Annotated in this window: 17 protein-coding genes; 15 read left to right on the top strand and 2 right to left on the bottom strand. The window is 71.5% G+C overall.

Annotated elements, in window-relative coordinates; genetic code table 11:
• Nucleotides 1–84: 84 nt before the first annotated feature.
• From ACFYR0_RS32135 to ACFYR0_RS32115, 5 genes are all read left to right on the top strand, one after another.
• Entirely contained in the window at nucleotides 85–1,083 is a 999-nt protein-coding gene (locus ACFYR0_RS32135) for an ABC transporter permease (RefSeq protein ID WP_389336002.1), read from the top strand.
• Nucleotides 1,080–2,174: an ABC transporter ATP-binding protein gene (locus tag ACFYR0_RS32130; protein ID WP_389335999.1), complete on the top strand. Its 1,095-nt coding sequence runs from the start codon at nucleotides 1,080–1,082 to the stop codon at nucleotides 2,172–2,174. Before ACFYR0_RS32135 ends, ACFYR0_RS32130 begins: the two co-directional genes overlap by 4 nt.
• Nucleotides 2,171–3,424 carry an ABC transporter ATP-binding protein gene (locus ACFYR0_RS32125; protein WP_389335996.1) on the top strand — a complete coding sequence of 418 codons (1,254 nt, stop codon included), beginning with the start codon at nucleotides 2,171–2,173 and terminating at the stop codon, nucleotides 3,422–3,424. The genes ACFYR0_RS32130 and ACFYR0_RS32125 overlap by 4 nt, the downstream gene beginning before the upstream one ends.
• 64 nt (nucleotides 3,425–3,488) lie before the next feature.
• On the top strand, nucleotides 3,489–4,154 hold the full coding sequence (locus tag ACFYR0_RS32120; protein WP_389335993.1) for a trimeric intracellular cation channel family protein: 666 nt from the start codon (nucleotides 3,489–3,491) through the stop codon (nucleotides 4,152–4,154).
• An 83-nt stretch (nucleotides 4,155–4,237) separates the two neighbouring features.
• On the top strand, nucleotides 4,238–5,083 hold the full coding sequence (locus ACFYR0_RS32115) for a thioesterase family protein (protein WP_389335990.1): 846 nt from the start codon (nucleotides 4,238–4,240) through the stop codon (nucleotides 5,081–5,083).
• A gap of 445 nt (nucleotides 5,084–5,528) precedes the next feature.
• On the opposite strand, the gene ACFYR0_RS32110 is transcribed toward ACFYR0_RS32115, so the two are convergent.
• On the bottom strand, nucleotides 5,529–6,149 hold the full coding sequence (locus ACFYR0_RS32110) for a TetR family transcriptional regulator (RefSeq protein ID WP_389335987.1): 621 nt from the start codon (nucleotides 6,147–6,149) through the stop codon (nucleotides 5,529–5,531).
• A 145-nt stretch (nucleotides 6,150–6,294) separates the two neighbouring features.
• Here ACFYR0_RS32110 and ACFYR0_RS32105 point away from each other — a divergent pair, with 145 nt between their 5' ends.
• From ACFYR0_RS32105 to ACFYR0_RS32095, 3 genes are all read left to right on the top strand, one after another.
• A complete protein-coding gene (locus tag ACFYR0_RS32105; protein WP_356695219.1) occupies nucleotides 6,295–6,462 on the top strand; it encodes a hypothetical protein in 168 nt (55 codons plus the stop codon).
• A 19-nt stretch (nucleotides 6,463–6,481) separates the two neighbouring features.
• On the top strand, nucleotides 6,482–6,748 hold the full coding sequence (locus ACFYR0_RS32100; protein ID WP_386383491.1) for a DUF4190 domain-containing protein: 267 nt from the start codon (nucleotides 6,482–6,484) through the stop codon (nucleotides 6,746–6,748).
• A 91-nt stretch (nucleotides 6,749–6,839) separates the two neighbouring features.
• Nucleotides 6,840–8,009 (top strand): cysteine desulfurase family protein, encoded by a 1,170-nt coding sequence (locus ACFYR0_RS32095; protein ID WP_389335982.1) that lies wholly within the window; start codon nucleotides 6,840–6,842, stop codon nucleotides 8,007–8,009.
• 61 nt (nucleotides 8,010–8,070) lie between these two features.
• Here the strand turns inward: ACFYR0_RS32095 and ACFYR0_RS32090 are convergent, their stop codons facing one another.
• Nucleotides 8,071–8,784 carry an N-acetylmuramoyl-L-alanine amidase gene (locus tag ACFYR0_RS32090; protein WP_389335978.1) on the bottom strand — a complete coding sequence of 238 codons (714 nt, stop codon included), beginning with the start codon at nucleotides 8,782–8,784 and terminating at the stop codon, nucleotides 8,071–8,073.
• A 60-nt stretch (nucleotides 8,785–8,844) separates the two neighbouring features.
• Here ACFYR0_RS32090 and mnmA point away from each other — a divergent pair, with 60 nt between their 5' ends.
• The 7 genes from mnmA (at nucleotide 8,845) to ACFYR0_RS32055 (ending at nucleotide 18,475) form a co-directional block, all read left to right on the top strand.
• Nucleotides 8,845–9,978, top strand: coding sequence for a tRNA 2-thiouridine(34) synthase MnmA (gene mnmA, locus ACFYR0_RS32085; RefSeq protein WP_389335975.1), 1,134 nt, complete (start codon nucleotides 8,845–8,847; stop codon nucleotides 9,976–9,978).
• Nucleotides 9,979–10,042: 64 nt separating this feature from the next.
• Nucleotides 10,043–10,870 (top strand): hypothetical protein, encoded by an 828-nt coding sequence (locus ACFYR0_RS32080; protein ID WP_389335972.1) that lies wholly within the window; start codon nucleotides 10,043–10,045, stop codon nucleotides 10,868–10,870.
• A 42-nt stretch (nucleotides 10,871–10,912) separates the two neighbouring features.
• The gene (locus ACFYR0_RS32075; RefSeq protein ID WP_389335969.1) at nucleotides 10,913–11,452 is read left to right on the top strand and encodes a TIGR00730 family Rossman fold protein; all 540 of its coding nucleotides are present in this window, start codon (nucleotides 10,913–10,915) and stop codon (nucleotides 11,450–11,452) included.
• A gap of 280 nt (nucleotides 11,453–11,732) precedes the next feature.
• On the top strand, nucleotides 11,733–12,431 hold the full coding sequence (locus ACFYR0_RS32070) for an SDR family oxidoreductase (RefSeq protein ID WP_389335966.1): 699 nt from the start codon (nucleotides 11,733–11,735) through the stop codon (nucleotides 12,429–12,431).
• 303 nt (nucleotides 12,432–12,734) lie between these two features.
• Nucleotides 12,735–13,736, top strand: coding sequence for a methionine synthase (locus ACFYR0_RS32065; protein ID WP_389335963.1), 1,002 nt, complete (start codon nucleotides 12,735–12,737; stop codon nucleotides 13,734–13,736).
• 15 nt (nucleotides 13,737–13,751) lie between these two features.
• Nucleotides 13,752–15,950 carry an NAD-dependent DNA ligase LigA gene (gene ligA, locus ACFYR0_RS32060; protein WP_389335960.1) on the top strand — a complete coding sequence of 733 codons (2,199 nt, stop codon included), beginning with the start codon at nucleotides 13,752–13,754 and terminating at the stop codon, nucleotides 15,948–15,950.
• 260 nt (nucleotides 15,951–16,210) lie between these two features.
• Entirely contained in the window at nucleotides 16,211–18,475 is a 2,265-nt protein-coding gene (locus ACFYR0_RS32055) for a putative bifunctional diguanylate cyclase/phosphodiesterase (protein WP_389335957.1), read from the top strand.
• Nucleotides 18,476–18,652 lie beyond the last annotated feature (177 nt).

Genomic DNA, 18,652 nt, shown 5'->3' with positions numbered 1-18,652 from the left:
AAGGCAGGTGAAGGCCGGCAAGGCGCGAGCCGCGGGGCACCGGACGACCTCCGGTGCCCCGCGGTCCGCCGCGGGCCAAGAGCTGTGCTCACTTACCTCATCAGGCGGTTGTTCGCCGCCGCAGTGATGCTCGTGGTCATCGTCATGGTGGTCTTCGGCATCTTCTTCCTCGTCCCGAAGTGGGCGGGCGTCGACATCGCCACGAGCTTCGTGGGCAAGCAGGCCGACCCTGCCGCCGTCGAGGCCGTACGGGCGAAGCTGGGCCTGGCGGAGCCGGTCTACGTCCAGGTCTGGGAGTTCTTCAAGGGCATCTTCGCGGGCCGCACCTACTCGGGCGGCGGCGACGTCACCGAGTGCGCCGCGCCCTGCTTCGGCTACTCCTTCCGCAGCGAGCAGGCCATCTGGCCGGTCATCACCGACCGCTTCCCGGTGACCCTGGGACTCGCGCTCGGCGCCGCCGTGCTGTGGCTGCTGCTCGGTGTCTCCGCGGGCGTGCTCTCCGCTCTCAAGCGGGGCAGCCTGTGGGACCGCGGCGCGATGATCGTCGCCCTCGGCGGCGTCTCGCTCCCGATCTACTTCACCGCCATGCTCTCGCTGGCCGTCTTCGACTTCGGTCTCGACTGGATCGACGGCGAGTACGTGCCACTGGAGGACGGCTTCGGCGGCTGGTTCCAGAGCATGCTGCTGCCCTGGGTCACCCTCTCCTTCCTGTACGCCGCGATGTACGCCCGTATCACCCGCGCCACCATGCTGGAGATCATGGGCGAGGACTACATCCGCACCGCGCGCGCCAAGGGCCTCACGGAGAAGGTCGTCATCAGCAAGCACGCCATGCGCTCCACGATGACCCCCATCCTGACCATGCTCGGCATGGACCTCGGCGCCCTCATCGGCGGCGCGATCCTGACCGAGACGGCGTTCAGCCTGCCCGGCCTCGGCCAGGCCGTGCTCAACGGCATCAAGACGCAGGACCTGCCCATCATCCTGGGCGTCACCCTGATCACCTCCCTCGCGGTGCTCATCGCCAACCTCGTGGTGGACGTCATGTACGCCGTGATCGACCCCCGAGTGAGGCTCGCATGAGCGACCTGAGCAAGACCGGTGCCGCTCTCGGCGAGCCCACCACCGGCGCGACCCCCTCTTCCTTCCTCGAAGTGCGCGACCTCAAGGTGCACTTCCCGACCGACGACGGCCTGGTCAAGTCCGTCGACGGGCTGAGCTTCACGCTGGAGAAGGGCAAGACCCTCGGCATCGTGGGCGAGTCGGGTTCCGGCAAGTCCGTGACCAGCCTCGGCATCATGGGCCTGCACACGGCCGGCCAGTACGGCAAGCGCAAGGCGCGGATCTCCGGCGAGATCTGGCTGAACGGCACCGAGCTGCTGTCGGCCGACCCGGACAAGGTGCGCCGGATGCGCGGCCGCGAGATGGCGATGATCTTCCAGGACCCGCTGTCCGCGCTGCACCCGTACTACACGATCGGCCAGCAGATCGTGGAGGCGTACCGCATCCACCACGACGTCGACAAGAAGACCGCCCGCCGCCGGGCCGTCGAGATGCTCGACCGGGTCGGCATCCCGCAGCCCGACAAGCGCGTCGACAACTACCCGCACGAGTTCTCCGGCGGTATGCGCCAGCGCGCGATGATCGCGATGTCGCTGGTCAACAACCCCGAACTGCTCATCGCGGACGAGCCGACCACCGCCCTGGACGTCACCGTCCAGGCGCAGATCCTCGACCTGATCCGGGATCTGCAGACGGAGTTCGGCTCGGCGGTCATCATCATCACCCACGACCTGGGCGTCGTCGCCGAGCTCGCCGACGACCTGCTGGTGATGTACGGCGGCCGGTGCGTCGAGCGCGGCCCCGCCGAGAAGGTGTTCTACGAGCCCCGCCACCCCTACACCTGGGGCCTGCTCGGCTCGATGCCGCGCCTCGACCGCGACCAGCAGGAACGCCTGATCCCGGTCAAGGGCTCGCCGCCCTCCCTCATCAACGTCCCGTCCGGCTGCGCCTTCAACCCGCGCTGCCCGTACGCGGACGTGCCCAAGGACGACGTCACCCGCACGGTCCGCCCCGAGCTGACCGAGGTCGGCAGCAAGCACTGGGCCGCCTGCCACATGGGCCAGGAGCAGCGGGAGCGGATCTGGACCGAAGAGATTGCGCCGAAGCTGTGAGTGACGAGAAAGCGGTGACGATTCCCGCGCAGAGCCAGGGCCCTCGCACCGAGCGGGAGGTGCTGCTCAAGGTCAGCGGCCTGCAGAAGCACTTCCCGATCCGCAAGGGCCTGCTCAAGCGGCAGGTCGGCGCGGTGCACGCCGTCGACGGCATCGACTTCGAGGTGCGCTCGGGCGAAACGCTCGGCGTCGTGGGCGAGTCCGGCTGCGGCAAGTCCACGATGGGCCGGCTCATCACCCGGCTGCTGGAGCCGACCGGCGGCACGGTCGAGTTCGAGGGCAAGGACATCACGCACCTCGGGGTGTCGGGCATGCGCCCGCTGCGCCGCGACGTGCAGATGATCTTCCAGGACCCGTACTCCTCGCTGAACCCGCGCCACACCATCGGCACGATCGTCGGCGCCCCCTTCAAGCTCCAGGGCGTCACGCCCGAGGGCGGCATCAAGAAGGAGGTGCAGCGGCTGCTGTCGGTCGTGGGTCTCAACCCCGAGCACTACAACCGCTACCCGCACGAGTTCTCCGGCGGCCAGCGCCAGCGCATCGGCATCGCCCGCGCGCTCGCGCTGAACCCGAAGCTCGTCGTCGCCGACGAGCCGGTGTCCGCGCTGGACGTGTCGATCCAGGCCCAGGTCGTGAACCTGCTGGACGACCTCCAGGAGGAACTGGGCCTGACGTACGTGATCATCGCGCACGACCTCTCGGTCGTCCGGCACGTCTCGGACCGGATCGCGGTGATGTACCTCGGCAAGATCGTGGAGCTGGCCGACCGCGACCTGCTCTACAAGTCGCCGATGCACCCGTACACCAAGGCGCTGATGTCGGCGGTGCCGATCCCGGACCCGGCCCGCCGCGGCGCCAGGAGCGAGCGCATCCTGCTCAAGGGCGACGTGCCCTCGCCGATCTCGCCGCCCAGCGGCTGCCGCTTCCACACCCGGTGCTGGAAGGCCACGGAGATCTGCAGGACGACCGAGCCGCCGCTGCTCCAGCTGCGTCCCGGTCAGCAGGTCGCCTGCCACCACCCGGAGAACTTCGAGGACCAGCAGCCGCAGGACACGGTGCTGCTGAGCGTCGCGAAGGAGGCGGCGGAGCTGGTGCCGGAGGCGGCGGAGCCCGCGGCGGCCGCCGAGCCGGAGGCGGCGGAGACCGCCGAGCCGGAGCCGGCCGAGGCCACCGCCGATTCGGCCGACGCGGCCGACCCGGAACCGGCCGAGGTCTCGAAGCCGGAGACCGCGAAGTCCGACGAGAAGTAACCCTGTGACGCAGCCCCTGCCTTGCAATGCAAGGCAGGGGCTCTGTCATAGGTAAGAATGTAGGGTGCTTGAGCAACTCTTCAGCCCGTCCGTCCAGCACACGCTCGACCTGATCGGCATCTTCGTCTTCGCCATCTCCGGCGCGCTGCTGGCCGTCCGCAAGAACTTCGACGTCTTCGGTATCGCCGTCCTCGCCGAGGTCACCGCGCTCGGCGGCGGACTCATCCGCGACCTGGTCATCGGGGCGGTGCCCCCGGCGGCGTTCACGGACCTCGGGTACTTCTCCACCCCGCTGCTCGCCGCGCTCCTGGTGTTCTTCCTGCACCCGGAGGTGGAGCGCATCCAGGTCGGCGTGAACGTCTTCGACGCGGCCGGCCTCGGCCTGTTCGCGGTCTCCGGCACGATAAAGGCGTACGAGTACGGGCTGAACCTGACCGCCTCCGCGGCGCTCGGCCTCGCCACCGCCGTCGGCGGCGGTGTCCTGCGGGACGTGCTCGCCAACGAGATCCCCTCGCTGCTGCGCTGGGACCGCGACCTGTACGCGGTGCCGGCGATGGTCGGCGCGGGCATCGTCGTCCTGTGCATCCGCTTCGACGCGCTGACCGCCTTCACCTCGGGGCTGGCCGTCGTGACGGCCTTCGTGCTGCGGCTGCTGGCGATGAAGTACCACTGGCGGGCGCCCAGGGCGTGGAACCGCAGGTCGACGGCCAGGGAGGCGGACGACGTCTAGCGCGGGACGGTTTGGCGCGGGACGGTCTGGCGTGAGAATGAGAAAAGCTACCGCTTAGTAGTTTCCTGTTGTACGGTACCTGTATGGCTCAGGCATCCCAGGCGCTCATCGGCGACAGCGAGTTCGACCGAGACACCGCGCTCACCCGCCGCACCGAGGGCGTCTACGACATCGACCTCTCGGCAGGCTGGACCATCATCAACGCGGTCAACGGCGGCTATCTGCTGGCCGTACTGGGCCGCGCGCTCGCCGACGCCCTGCCCCACCCGGACCCGTTCACCGTCTCCGCCCACTATCTGACGGCGTCCCAGCCGGGTCCGGCGGTCGTGCGCACGGAGGTCGTCCGCACCGGCCGCACACTGTCGACCGGCCAGGCCTCGCTGTTCCAGTACGACGAGCAGGGTGCCGAGGTCGAGCGGATCCGCGTCCTCGCCTCCTACGGCGATCTGGGCACCCTGCCCGACGACGTCCGCACCACGGCCCGGCCGCCGGCGATCCCGCCGATGAGCCAGTGCTTCGGCCCCGAGGACGGTCCCGCCCCGGTCGACGGCAGTTCGGCCATCACGGAGCGGCTGATGCTCAAGCTGGACCCGTCGACCCTGGGCTGGGCGCTCGGACAGCCCTCCGGCAACGGGGAGATGCGCTCCTGGTTCGGCCTCGCCGACGGCCGCGACATGGACCCGCTGTCCCTCCTCCTCGCCGTCGACGCCCTCCCGCCGACGGCCTTCGAACTCGGCATCAAGGGCTGGGTCCCCACCGTCGAACTCACCGTCCACATCCGCTGCCGTCCGGCCCCGGGCCCGGTCCGCGTCTCCATCACCACCCGCAACCTCGCGGGCGGCTTCCTGGAGGAGGACGCGGAAGTCTGGGACGCCCGGGACCGCCTGGTAGCCCAGTCCCGCCAACTGGCCCGAGTCCGCCTCCCCTGACCCCTGCGATCACCCCCTTGGGCCGCGGCGCGCCCAGCCCCAACGCCGGGAAGGCCGCGCGGCTTTCCGCAAGGACGCCTCCCGCCCTCGCCGGGGCGGAGTGCGACCCCTCAAGGGGCGCGGGGAACTGCGCGATCAACCACGGGGCCGGGAAGGCCGCACGGCTCCCGCAGGTGCGCCTCCCGCCCTCGCCGGGGCCGAGCGCAACCCCTAGGGGCGCGGGGACGGCGCGCCCGGCCACGACGCCGGGAAAGCCGCACACCTCTCCGCAGGACGCCTCCCGGACTCGACGCGGCCGAGCGCAACCCCTAGGGGCGCGGGGAACTGCGCGACCAGCCACGACGGACGTGAAGCCGCAAACCGCCCATGAAGGGGCGCGGGGAACTGCGCGACAAGCCCCGACGGACGTGAAGCCGCAAAGCCCGCCGCAGGCACCCCACGGACGTCAGTCCAGCCAGTGCGCCCGCCCCACACTGATAAGCCGCAACCGGCGGGACGCCACCCGCGCAACCCACCCCCGCTCCTCCTCCGACCCCGCCTCCAGGAACAACGAAGCCGTGCCCAGCATCTGATCGACGTACAGCCCGGCCAGCATCCGGACGTCGTCGTCGCTCCACCCCACCGCCTGCGGATCCTTCGCCAGCTCGGTCTTCACCTCCTCGGTGAACCGATCGAGCTGCTCCCGGATGGCCGCCCTCACCGACTGCACCCCCCCGTGCCGCTCCCGAGCGATGAACCGGACGTGCGCGGGATGCGCCGCCACATGCCCGGCGATCAACTCCACCGCACGCGCGATGCGTTCCTCGCCGTCCCCCGTCGTGGACACGACGGTCCGGATCATCGGATGCAGACTGCCGAGCGCCTCCTCCACCAGCGCCACCCCGAGGTCCGCCGTGGAGCGGAAGTGCCGGTAGAAGGCCGTCGGTGCGACGCCCACCGCCCGGGTGACCTCGCGCAGCCCCAGACTGCTCAGGCTCTGCTCCTCCAGCAGTTGGAGCGCCGCGTCCAGGAGTGCCTGACGGGTCTTGAGTTTCTGGGCCTGCCGGGCACCGAGGGTGTGACTCATGCCATGCAGTTAACAACTGTTCTCCGGAATTGGAAAGTCGCCCGGTGCGCTAGACTGCAAAGTCAGTGAACAACTGTTACTACAACCGTTCACCGAAGCTTCACGGGGCAGACCCGTGAGGCGTTCCGGAGGGGGATTCCGTCCCATGCTGTTCCTCGTCGCCGCGCTGCTGCTGCTCGGTGTCGTCCTGGGCACCGTCGCCCACGCACCGCTCTCCTTCACCGTCGTCGCGGCCGCCGTCATCGCCGCCTGGCTCGGCGTCTTCGCCCTGCGCGAGCGCCACGCCCGCCGCCGGCACACGCCCACCCGCTGAACCGCCGGGAGTCAACGCCATGCATCTCACCGCACCGGCCGTCGGCCGGACCACCGCCCGTGACGCCGACGGCATGGCCGTCGCGTCCTTCGTCCTCGGCCTTCTCGGCCTGCTCGTCTTCAACTTCTTCCTCGGCCCGATCGCCGTCGTCCTGGCGGCCGCTGCCCTGTGGCGCGGGACCCGGCGACGCGGCCGGGCCCTGCTCGGCCTCGGCCTCGGCGTGGCCGACCTGGTCGTGCTCGCCGCGTTCATGCACGCCGACAGCACCATCTCCTGGAGCTTCTAGCGCTCCGGGAGTCACCGAGGCCCCAGGGCACCGCGCGCGGCCGACACCGCACGCGGTGCCCTCAACGGCGCCCCGTAGAATCGTCGTCACCATGGCATACCTCGACCACGCCGCGACGACGCCGATGCTCCCGGAGGCGGCTGAGGCACTGACCGCCCAGCTGGGCGTGACCGGAAACGCCTCTTCCCTCCACGCCTCGGGCCGCCGGGCCCGCCGCACGGTCGAGGAAGCCCGCGAGACCCTCGCGGAGGCGCTCGGCGCCCGGCCCAGCGAGGTCGTCCTCACCTCGGGCGGCACCGAGGCGGACAACCTCGCGGTCAAGGGCCTGTACTGGGCCCGCCGCGACGCCGACCCGGCCCGCGTCCGGGTGCTGGCCAGCCCCGTCGAGCACCACGCCGTCCTCGACGCCGTGCACTGGCTCGGCGACCACGAGGGCGCCGTGATCGAGTACCTCCCCGTCGACGCGCACGGCCGGGTCCACCCGGACGCCCTGCGCGAGGCCGTCGCCGCCAACCCCGACGACGTGGCGCTCGCCACGGTGATGTGGGCCAACAACGAGATCGGCACCCTGATGCCGGTCCGTGAACTGGCCGACGCGGCCGCCGAGTTCGACGTGCCCCTGCACGCCGACGCGGTGCAGGCCTTCGGACAGGTCCCGGTCGACTTCGACGCCTCCGGCCTCGCCGCCATGACCGTCTCCGGCCACAAGATCGGCGGGCCGTACGGCATCGGCGCGCTGCTCCTCGGCCGGGAGTACAGCCCCGTGCCCGTGCTGCACGGCGGCGGCCAGGAGCGCCATGTCCGCTCCGGCACGCTCGACGTCCCCGCCGTCGCCTCCTTCGCGGTCGCCGGGCGGCTCGCCGCCGAGCACCGGGAGTGGTTCGCCCGCGAGATCGGCGCCCTGCGCGACGACCTGGTCACCGCCGTCCGCACGGCCGTCCCCGACGCCGTCCTCGGGGGCGACCCGGACCCGGCGGGCCGGCTGCCCGCCAACGCCCACTTCACCTTCCCCGGCTGCGAGGGCGACTCCCTGCTCCTGCTGCTCGACGCCCAGGGCATCGAGTGCTCCACCGGCTCCGCCTGCACGGCAGGCGTCGCCCAGCCCAGCCACGTCCTGCTGGCCACCGGCACCGACCCGGACCTGGCCCGCGGCACCCTGCGCTTCTCCCTCGGCCACACCTCCACCGCGGCCGACGTCGAGGCCGTAGCCAAGGCCATCGGCCCCGCGGTGGAACGGGCCCGCGCGGCCGGCCTGAGCTGACCCGGCCCGGGCGACGCGGCCCTGCCCGCAGGGCGCGTCCCACCCTGGGGCCCTTCTGGCCCTATGCCCTGCCCGTCCCGGTGCCCGACGGCCGGGGGCCGGGCGTGTGGGTGGCGGACGTACGCGCCCGCCGGACCAGCTTCAGATACCGGTCCCAGTCCCAGTGCGGCCCCGGATCGGTGTGGTCGGTGCCCGGCACCTCCACATGGCCGATGATGTGCTCGCGGTCGACCGGGATGTCGTAGCGCGCGCATATACGGGCCGTCAGCCGGGCGGAGGCCGCGTACATCGCGTCCGTGAAGGACGCGGGGTCCTCGACGAAACCGGCGTGCTCGATCCCCACACTGCGTTCGTTGTAGTCGCGGTTGCCCGCGTGGTACGCCACGTCCAGCTCGCGGATCATCTGCGTGATGTGGCCGTCGTCGCGGACTATGTAGTGCGCGGCGGCGCCGTGGCCCGGGTCCTGGAACACCCGCACCGCGCTCGCGAAGCTGCCCTGGGTGACATGGATGACCACCAGATCGACGCCGTAGTCCTCCGGCCGGTCCGCCCAGCGGAAGTTGGCCTCGGACGCGGGCGTCCAGCGGGCGCCCGTGAAGTCGACCTCGCCCGCCTTGCGCGGCTTGCGCACACCCGGCGTACGCCACCACAGCCGCCGCAGCTCGTCGCGGGCGAGCACGGCCGTGCCGGCCGCCGCCGTCATGCCGCCGACGAGCAGGGCACGCCGCCTGATCCGCCGGTCGGTGTCCCGGGTGGCCCCCGTAGTACGTCCCATGTGATCCACAACGGATACTCGCGGGCCCCGGTTCCCGCGCCCCCTTACCCTGGAAGGGTTATGACTGACACCCCGCAGCGCTCCCGTCCCCTCCGCGTCCTCGCCGCCATGTCCGGCGGCGTCGACTCCGCCGTAGCCGCCGCCCGCGCGGCCGAGGCGGGCCACGACGTGACCGGCGTCCATCTCGCCCTCTCCGCGAACCCCCAGTCCTTCCGCACGGGCGCGCGGGGCTGCTGCACCATCGAGGACTCCCGCGACGCCCGCCGCGCCGCGGACGTCATCGGCATCCCGTTCTACGTCTGGGACCTCGCCGACCGCTTCCGCGAGGACGTCGTCGAGGACTTCGTCGCCGAGTACGAGGCGGGCCGTACGCCCAACCCGTGCCTGCGCTGCAACGAGAAGATCAAGTTCGCGGCCCTGCTGGACAAGGCCCTCGCCCTCGGCTTCGACGCGGTCTGCACGGGCCACTACGCCCAGGTGATCGTCACCGAGGACGGCACCCGCGAGCTGCACCGCGCCTCCGACATGGCCAAGGACCAGTCCTACGTCCTCGGCGTCCTGGACGACCGGCAGCTGGCGCACGCCCTCTTCCCGCTGGGCGACACGGTCACGACGAAGGACGAGATCCGCGCCGAGGCCGAGCGCCGCGGCCTGGCCGTCGCCAAGAAGCCCGACTCGCACGACATCTGCTTCATCGCCGACGGCGACACCCAGGGCTTCCTCGCCCGGCGCCTCGGCAAGGCGGAGGGCGACATCGTCGACGAGGCCGGCACCAAACTCGGCACCCACGAGGGCGCGTACGGCTTCACCATCGGCCAGCGCAAGGGCCTGCGCATCGGTGTCCCCGCCGCCGACGGCAAGCCGCGCTACGTGCTGGACATCTCCCCGGTGGACAACACCGTCACCGTCGGCCCGGCGGCCTCCCTGGACGTCACCGCCCTCTCGGCGGTCCGGCCGCGCTGGTGCGGCGCCGCCCCCACCGGCCCCGGCACCTACACCGCCCAGCTGCGCGCCCACGGCGGCGAGACCGAGGTCACCGCCGAGATCGTCGACGGCTCCCTGGAGGTCACCTTCACCGAGCCGGTCCGCGGCGTCGCCCCCGGTCAGGCGATCGTGCTCTACGACGGCACGCGCGTGGTGGGCTCGGCGACGATCGCCTCTACCGTGCGCGCGGAAGCGCTGTCACACCCGTGATCTAGAGTGCCTGCACCGGGTGGAAGATCACCCGGTCTTCACAGGCACACATCAGGGGTGGGACATGACTCTGCGGACAGCACGCAGATTCCCGGCCGCGCGGCGCGTGGCAACCGTTTTCGCGGCCGTCGGCACGGCTGTCGCGGGCACGCTGCTCACGGCTCCGAGCGCGCACGCGGCCGACAGCGACATCACGTTCTCGGCCGTGGTCATCAACAAGGGCAAGCCGATCGTGGTGGGCACGGGTGCCGAGATCGAGGTGCCGATGACGTACACGGTGAAGACGAAGGTCAAGCTGGACGACTGGAGGATCCGCGTCTATCGCGGCACCTTCGGCTCGAACAGCAGGGGACTGGCCATCGGGACGATCCAGTGGAACTGCATGCAGTCGAGCGCCGGTGGCTACACCTACTACGACTGTGATGAGTCGCTTCAGATCGACCCCCTGATGCTCCCCGGGGGCAAGAAGCTCGTCAACAGCGACGCCACGACGTGGAAGACGTCCGGCCTGGCGATCAAGGTCGGCGGCGGATACGACGACGACCTGCTCTCCTACACCACCCGCCTCAAGCGCGCCTCCGTCATCGAGAGTGCCGACGCGAGCCCCGAGCCGGTCACCAAGGGCAAGCCGATCACTATCAAGGGCACGCTGAAGCGGGCCAACTGGGACACGCACCGCTACGACCTGTACGGCGGCCAGAAGGTCACCCTCCAGTTCAAGGCGGCGGGCACGACGACGTACACCAACGTCAAGACGCTCACCACCACCTCGACGGGCGCCCTGAAGACCACCGTCACCGCGTCCAAGGACGGCACCTGGCGCTGGTACTACGCGGGCAACTCCGTCACCGGCGCCAAGGCCACGACCGGGGACTACGTGGACGTGCGATAACCGGTTGTCCCGGGTCGGCGGGGGAGCCGTACGGTGTCACTCGTGAACATCTGCGTCTTCCTCTCCGCCGCCGACCTCGACGACCGCTACACCCGCCCCGCGCGGGAGTTCGCCGAACTGCTGGGCAAGGGCGGACACACGCTGGTGTGGGGCGGGTCGGACGTCGGTCTGATGAAGGTCGTGGCGGACGGCGTGCAGTCGTCGGGCGGCCGGCTGCTGGGCGTCTCGGTCGGCTTCCTGGCCGCCAAGGCCCGCGCGGGCGCCGACGAGATGGTGATCGCCGGGGACCTCGCGGAGCGCAAGAAGCTGCTTCTGGAGAAGGCCGACGCCGTGGTCGTCATGGTCGGCGGCACGGGCACGCTGGACGAGGCGACCGAGATCCTGGAGCTGAAGAAGCACGGCCACACCGACAAGCCGGTCGTGCTGCTCAACACCGCAGGGTTCTACGACGGCCTCAAGGAGCAGTTCCGCCGCATGGAGGACGAGGGCTTCCTGCCCCTGCCGCTCACCGAGCTGGTGTTCTTCGCCGAGGAGCCGGTGGGCGCGCTGGCGTACCTGGAGGAGAGCCGGGGCATCCGCTAGGTCCTGTCGTCGGACTCCCGTCGTCGCCCGGAGGGCGGCCCCGCGGCGTCAGGTGCGTGCTCTGGGGGTTCCCCCCTCCGGGGGAGTGCCGGGTGCAAGCCCTCGTACCGGACGTACTCGGGCTTGTGCCCGGTGCGGCGAGTGGGGGCGCCTCCCACGAAGTGGGGGAGCGTGCACGGCGTCGCGGGGAGGCGGGAGTTCGACGACAGGGCCTGGGGCGGTCCGCCAGGGCCGTGGAGCGGGGGTGGTCCCGGAGGTCCCGGCGCGCGGGGGTGCGACCATGGCGGACATGGCAACTCATGTGATCACCGGGGCCGGTTCCGGCATCGGCGCGGCCGTCGCCCGCCGTCTGCACGCGCGCGGGGACGAGCTCGTGCTGCACGCGCGCGACGCGGGCCGTGCGAAGGAGCTGACGGCCGAGTTCCCCGGCGCCCGGACCCTGGTCGGCGACCTGGCGGACCCCGACCGGCTCAGCTGGGCCTTCTCCCACCAGACCCTGCCGGAGCGGGTGGACACCCTGCTGCACATCGCCGGTGTCGTCGACCTCGGGCGGGTCGGCGACCTGACCCCGAAGTCCTGGCGCCACCAGCTCAACGTCAACCTGATCGCCCCGGCCGAGCTGACCCGCCACTTCCTGCCGCAGCTGCGCACCACGCGCGGGCACGTGGTGTTCGTCAACTCCGGCGCGGGCCTGAACGCGCATGCCGAGTGGTCCGCCTACGCCGCGTCCAAGCACGGCCTCAAGGCCCTGGCCGACTCCCTCCGCCACGAGGAGCACCCCAACGGCGTCCGGGTCACCTCCGTCTATCCCGGGCGTACGGCCAGCCCTATGCAGGCCAAGGTCCATCAGCAGGAGGGCAAGGAGTACGACGCGTCGAAGTGGATCGACCCCGAGTCCGTCGCGACGACGATCCTCACGGCCATCGACCTCCCCGCCGACGCCGAGATCAACGACCTGACGGTCCGCCCAGGCCGCTGACCCCTCTTCCTCGCCCCTACCCGTCCCATCCCGGGGGCTGCCGCCCCCGGCCCCCCGCCCCGGCCCTGAAAAGGGCCTTGTCCTCGATCGCCGGACGGACTGAGTGGGGCGCCGGCCCCGAGGACGAGACGGTCCGAGTGGCTCCGGCCGCCTCGCTTCCCGACCGGCCGATTCGGGTGGTGGGTGGGCAGAGGTCCGGGGGCAGGGGGCGGAGCTCCCCGGGACGGGACGGGTGGGGGCGGCGGGGGCGAGGGAAAGACCGGCCGGGGACGCCGACCCCGGCACCTACGTAGGCTTCGCAGCGTGAACGAACACTTCAGCTTCGCCCCCGCCACCGGCATCGGCTCCATGCCCGGCGGAGACGCCCGAGAGGCCGCCAAGACCGTCACCGGCAGCGTCGAGGACTTCCCCTTCCTCGCCGAACTCCCCTCCCGCGGCCCCGGCGCGGACATGATCGGCCGAACCGCGGGCCTGCTCGTGGAGCTGTACGCGCGCGTGGAGCCCAGCGGCTGGCGCATCGGCGACCACCCGGGCCGCGACACCAAGCGGGCCCGCTCCTGGCTGGGAGAGGACCTCGACGCGCTGGAGGAGTTCACCCAGGACTACAGCGGCCAGCTGAAGGTGCAGGCCGTAGGCCCCTGGACCCTCGCCACGAACCTGGAGCTGAGGAACGGCGAGTCCGCGCTCTCCGACCCGGGCGCCTGCCGCGACCTCACCGGCTCCCTCGCCGAGGGCCTGCGCCAGCACCTGGCCGAGCTCCGCCGCCGCGTCCCCGGCGCCCAACTGGTCCTCCAGCTCGACGAACCGTCCCTCACCGCCGTACTGCGCGGCCACGTGAAGACCGCCAGCGGCTACCGCACCCACCGCGCCGTCGACCGGCAGATCGTCGAGGCCGCGCTCCGCGACGTGATCGGGGTGCACGAGGAGGGCCGGACCGTGGTCCACTCGTGCGCGCCGGACGTGCCGTTCGCGCTTCTGCGCCGGGCGGGCGCGGCAGGCATCTCGTTCGACTTCTCGCTCCTCACCGAGCGTGACGACGAGGTGATCGGCGAGGCCGTGGAGGCGGGCACGCGGCTGTTCGCCGGTGTCGTGCCGACGGGGGACGGCCGATTGTCAGACCCTGCCGGTAGCGTCATGGGTGTCAGGACGCTGTGGCGCAGGTTGGGGCTGCGGCCGGGGCTTCTCCCGGAGATGGTCACGGTGACTCCGGCATGCGGACTCGCGGGGGCCTCCCCGGAGTACGCCCGCCGGGCCCTCGCCCATTGCGTCCGGGCGGCGAGATCCCTCGCGGACAACCCTGAGTAACGGGAGGACGACACGGTGGCCGGCGACAAGCAAGCGGAGACGACGGTGCCCGCCGAAGCGCGGGAGCGGCACGTGCAGCTCGCTGAGCAGATCGAGGAGCACCGCTTCCGGTACTACGTGAACGACGCTCCGGTCATCAGCGACGCGGACTTCGACCAACTCCTGCGCACCCTGGAGGCGTTGGAGGAGGAGTACCCGGAGCTGCGGACGCCCGACTCGCCCACGCAGAAGGTGGCGGTCGAGTTCTCGACGGACCTGGCCGAGGTCGAGCACAGAGAGCGCATGCTCTCCCTCGACAACGTCTTCAACGACGAGGGTCTCGCCGCCTGGGCCGAGCGCATCCACAAGGACGTCGGCACGCCCGACCACCACTTCCTGTGCGAGCTGAAGGTCGACGGCCTCGCCGTCAACCTGACGTACGAGCACGGCCGGCTCACGCGCGCGGCCACCCGCGGCACGGGCCGGATCGGCGAGGACATCACCCCGAACGTGATGACCATCGCCGAGATCCCGCACCGGCTCGACGGTGATCATGTGCCCGATCTCGTGGAGATCCGCGGCGAGGTGTACTTCCCCATGGAGGACTTCGCCGGGCTCAACGAGCGCCGGATCGCAGCGGGGGAGAAGCCGTACGCCAACCCCCGCAACTCCGCCTCCGGTTCACTGCGGCAGAAGGACCCGAAGGTCACGGCGACCCTGCCGCTGCACATGATCGTGCACGGCATCGGCGCCCTGGAGGGCTTCGAGCCGCTCACCCGGCTGTCGGAGGCGTACGGCCTGCTCAAGAGCTGGGGCCTGCCGACCTCCCCGTACAACAGGGTGGTCGACGGCCTCGACGGGGTACGGGAGTTCGTCGCCCACTACGCCGAGGCCGGGAACCGGCACTCGGTGGCGCACGAGATCGACGGCGTGGTCGTCAAGCTCGACGAGATCCCGCTCCAGGGCCGCCTCGGCTCGACCTCGCGCGCGCCGCGCTGGGCGACGGCGTACAAGTACCCGCCGGAGGAGGTCAACACCAAGCTGGTCAACATCCGCGTGGGAGTGGGCCGTACGGGCCGGGTCACGCCGTACGCGCAGGTCGAGCCGGTCACGGTGGCGGGCTCGGAGGTCGAGTTCGCGACGCTGCACAACCAGGACGTCGTGAAGGCCAAGGGCGTGCTGATCGGCGACACCGTGGTCATCCGCAAGGCCGGTGAGGTGATCCCGGAGATCCTCGGCCCGGTGGTCGACCTGCGGGACGGCACGGAGCGCGAGTTCGTGATGCCGTCGCAGTGCCCTGAGTGCGATACGCCGCTGAAGGCGATGAAGGACGGCGACGTCGACCTGCGCTGCCCCAACGCCCGCACCTGTCCCGCCCAGTTGCGTGAGCGGATGTTCTACCTCGCGGGCCGCGCCTGTCTGGACATCGAGCACTTCGGCTATGTGGCGGCGGCCGCCCTCACCCAGCCGCTGGAGCCGTCCGAGCCACCTCTGGCCGACGAGGGCGACCTGTTCGACCTCACCGTCGAGAAGCTGCTGCCGATCAGGGCGTACGTCCTCGACAAGGACAGCGGGCTGCCCAAGCGGGACGCGAGGACGGGGGAGGACAAGGTCGCCACCGTCTTCGCCAACAAGGACGGCGAGGCGAAGAAGAACACCCTCGCGCTGCTGGCGAACATCGAGGCGGCGAAGACGCGCTCGCTGGCCCGCTTCCTCAACGGCCTGTCCATCCGGCATGTCGGCCCGGTCGCCGCGGAGGCGCTGGCCCGCGCGTTCCGCTCGCTCGACCGGATCGACGAGGCGAGCGAGGAGGAGCTGACGGCGGTCGACGGCGTGGGCGGGATCGTCGCCAAGGCCGTCAAGGAGTGGTTCGCCGAGGACTGGCACCGCGAGATCGTCCGCAAGTGGAAGGCCGCCGGAGTCACCCTGGAGGACGAGGGCGCGGGCGAGGACCAGGGGCCGCGGCCGCTGGAGGGCCTCACCGTCGTGGTCACCGGCACCCTGGAGCGCTACACCCGGGACGGAGCCAAGGACGCCCTCCAGAACCAGGGCGCGAAAGTGACCGGTTCGGTGTCGAAGAAGACCTCGTTCGTCGTTGTGGGTGACAACCCCGGTTCAAAACACGACAAGGCGCTGGCGCTCAAGGTTCCCGTGCTGAACGAGGACGGCTTCGACATCCTGCTCGCGCAGGGCCCGGAAGCCGCCGCGGAGGCCGCGCTTCCGACCGGGGAGTAGCGGTTGAAGGCCACCCGATCGGCGCATATCAGTTGCATACGGGTGGCACGGGCGCATTCGGGCAACCGTCGGCGACCGCTGCCCGAGGAAGCCCTCCGCGTCCTACTGTTGAGGAATGCACCTGCCGTGCCCAGCCGCGGTCGGGGCATCCCCCCGCTTCTGGACGGCAGCGGGAAAGGGTTTTCCGACGCGGTGCCGATGCGGAACGTCGGGCATCGGGCCGCGGGGCGTGGGCACCGCCGGCTGTGAGAGGGACGGGAATGGAACCGACCGAGAGCGCCGCCCCGGACTCATGGCTGCGCCGGCTCTCCGGCGCGTGGCGCGAGGGCCGGGCACGGCGTCGGCGGTCCGGCGCGTCGGACCACGCCGCCGACCAGGGCGGCCCCGATCTGTTCGCCGGTCCGCTCGGCGCCGATCCGCTCGGCACCCGTCCACTCGGCACGGCGCCGCTCGCGGCCGGCCGCGTCCCCGGACTGCACGGCGGCGAGGCCGACCGGACCCCGACCTGGCCCGCCCTGCCCGCCGCCGTCGTCGCGGCCGCCGGCTTCGCGCTGGGCGCCGGTTTCTACCGCGCTTTCACCGGCAGCCACGCCCTCTTCCCGTCCGGTACGGCCGGCTGGTCGCTGGCCTTGCTGACGGGTCTGATCGTCGGCCATCTGGTCATGCTCGGCCGCGCCCGCTGGTGGGGCGGCACGGGCTCCGGAGCCGCCCTCACCCTGGCCGTCCTGCTGCTGTACGGCTGGGTGCCCGCCGGGATGGTCAGCCTCACGGTGGTGGTGCTGGTCGGCATAGCCCGCCGCAACCGCTGGCGACAGGGCGTGCTGCACGGCGCGGTGGACATCCTCGGCATCGGCGCGGGCGCCCTGACGCTGGCGGCCTTCGGCCGGGTGCCGTCGGTGGAGCACCCCTGGAACCCCGAGGCGTGGACGGTCTACACCGTGCCCGAGATCGTGCTGACCGCGGGCGCCTATCTCGCCGTCTCGCGCGTCCTGCTCTGGTACCTGCACGCGCCCCGCTCCGGAGGGCTGCCGACGATCGCCCGCACCGCCCTGCTCAGACAGGGCCTGGTCGCCGTCGCGCTGCTCGGCATAGCGCCCTTGATGTGCGTGGTCGCGATGGCCAAGCCGATCCTGCTGCCGCTGTTCGCGATCCCGCTCATCGCCCTCGACTCCACCCTGTGGATAGCCAGGGCCCGGGCCGAGGAGCAACTGCGCGACCCGCTCACCGGACTGCCCAACCGGCAGTGGCTGCTGGAGCGCATCTGGACCGCCCTGGACGACGCCGACCGCATCGGCGCCCGCGCGGCCCTGATGCTGATCGACCTCGACCGTTTCAGATCGGTCAACGACACCCTGGGTCATCTCGCCGGAGACCGGCTGCTGCTCCAGACCGCGGACCGGCTCCGGCTGGCCCTCCCGCGCGGCGCCGAGGTCGCCCGGCTCGGCGGCGACGAGTTCGCCGTCTTACTGCCGGTCGCCGACTCCACCACCTCAGCGACCCGCATCGCCCGCGGCATCGTCGCCGCGCTCAGCTCCCCGCTCGACCTCGACGGCCTCACCCTGGTCCTGGAGGCCAGCGCGGGAGTCGCCGTCTTCCCCGACCACGCCCTGGACGCCGAGGGCCTGCTGCGCCGCGCGGACGTGGCGATGTACCAGGCCAAGCGGGACCGCACGGGGGTCGAGGTGTACGAGTCCAAGCGCGACTCCAACACCCCCGACCGGCTCGGCCTGCTGGCCGACCTGCGCCGCGCGCTCGACGCGCACGAGGTGCAGCTGCACTACCAGCCCAAGGTCCGCTTCGACGGACAGGTGGCCGGCCTGGAGGCCCTGGTGCGCTGGGTGCACCCGGAGCGGGGCAAGGTGCCGCCGGACGAGTTCATCGCCATCGCCGAGTCCTCCGGTCTGATGCCGCACCTCACCGAGTACGTCCTGGAGACCGCGCTCGGGCAGGTCGCCGAGTGGCGCTCCCAGGGGCTGTTCGTGCCCGTCGCGGTCAATGTCTCCCCGCGTGATGTGCACACCCCCGGTTTCGCCGGTTCGGTCGCCGCGCGTCTGGCCCGGCACGGGGTGCCCGCGGGGGCTCTCCAGCTGGAGATCACCGAGCATGTCCTCCTGGAGGACCCCCAGCGCGCCGCCGACACCCTCGCGGGGCTCACCGGGCACGGCGTGAAGATGTCCCTCGACGACTTCGGCACGGGGTACTCCTCGCTGGTGCATCTGCGGCGGCTGCCGGTCAGCGAGCTGAAGATCGACCGCTCGTTCGTGGCGCGGCTCGCCGTGGACAACGAGGACGCCGAGATCGTGCGCTGCACCGTCGATCTCGCCCACTCGCTGGGGCTTCTCGTGGTCGCCGAGGGGGTCGAGGACGACGAGACGTGGGAGCGGCTGCGGGATCTGCGGTGTGATGCCGTGCAGGGGTGGCTGGTCGCCGCGGCTATGCCTGCGGATGAGACGACCGCGTGGTTGCGGGCGCGGGGGGTTCGGGGGTGGGAGCGGCCTCGGGCGGCTCTGCCCGCCGCCGAGTAGGTCCTTGGGTGCCTTGGGGCGTGCCGCGGTTTGTCGTCGTGCGTCTGCGGGGGTGTGGTGGTTCGTCGCGCAGTTCCCCGCGCCCCTGTTCGCGCAGTTCCCCGCGCCCCTGGAGGACTCGCGCAGTTCCCCGCGCCCCCTAAGGGGCCGGCCGTTCCCCGCGTCCGTCCCTGAAGA

It is taken from the genome of Streptomyces sp. NPDC005017, from assembly GCF_042873115.1.
Classification (GTDB): domain Bacteria; phylum Actinomycetota; class Actinomycetes; order Streptomycetales; family Streptomycetaceae; genus Streptomyces.
Note: the sequence above shows the minus strand (reverse complement) of the source record. Positions and strands in the feature narration are given on the sequence as shown.

Bases quoted from the DNA above. Each gene is read 5' to 3' on its own strand.
- ACFYR0_RS32130 (WP_389335999.1), top strand. From the start codon at position 1,080: ATGAGCGACCTGAGCAAGACCGGTGCCGCTCTCGGCGAGCCCACCACC.
- ACFYR0_RS32115 (WP_389335990.1), top strand. From the start codon at position 4,238: ATGGCTCAGGCATCCCAGGCGCTCATCGGCGACAGCGAGTTCGACCGA.
- ACFYR0_RS32110 (WP_389335987.1), bottom strand. From the start codon at position 6,149: ATGAGTCACACCCTCGGTGCCCGGCAGGCCCAGAAACTCAAGACCCGT.
- ACFYR0_RS32105 (WP_356695219.1), top strand. From the start codon at position 6,295: ATGCTGTTCCTCGTCGCCGCGCTGCTGCTGCTCGGTGTCGTCCTGGGC.
- ACFYR0_RS32100 (WP_386383491.1), top strand. From the start codon at position 6,482: ATGCATCTCACCGCACCGGCCGTCGGCCGGACCACCGCCCGTGACGCC.
- ACFYR0_RS32095 (WP_389335982.1), top strand. From the start codon at position 6,840: ATGGCATACCTCGACCACGCCGCGACGACGCCGATGCTCCCGGAGGCG.
- ACFYR0_RS32090 (WP_389335978.1), bottom strand. From the start codon at position 8,784: ATGGGACGTACTACGGGGGCCACCCGGGACACCGACCGGCGGATCAGG.
- mnmA (WP_389335975.1), top strand. From the start codon at position 8,845: ATGACTGACACCCCGCAGCGCTCCCGTCCCCTCCGCGTCCTCGCCGCC.
- ACFYR0_RS32080 (WP_389335972.1), top strand. From the start codon at position 10,043: ATGACTCTGCGGACAGCACGCAGATTCCCGGCCGCGCGGCGCGTGGCA.
- ACFYR0_RS32070 (WP_389335966.1), top strand. From the start codon at position 11,733: ATGGCGGACATGGCAACTCATGTGATCACCGGGGCCGGTTCCGGCATC.
- ACFYR0_RS32055 (WP_389335957.1), top strand. From the start codon at position 16,211: ATGGAACCGACCGAGAGCGCCGCCCCGGACTCATGGCTGCGCCGGCTC.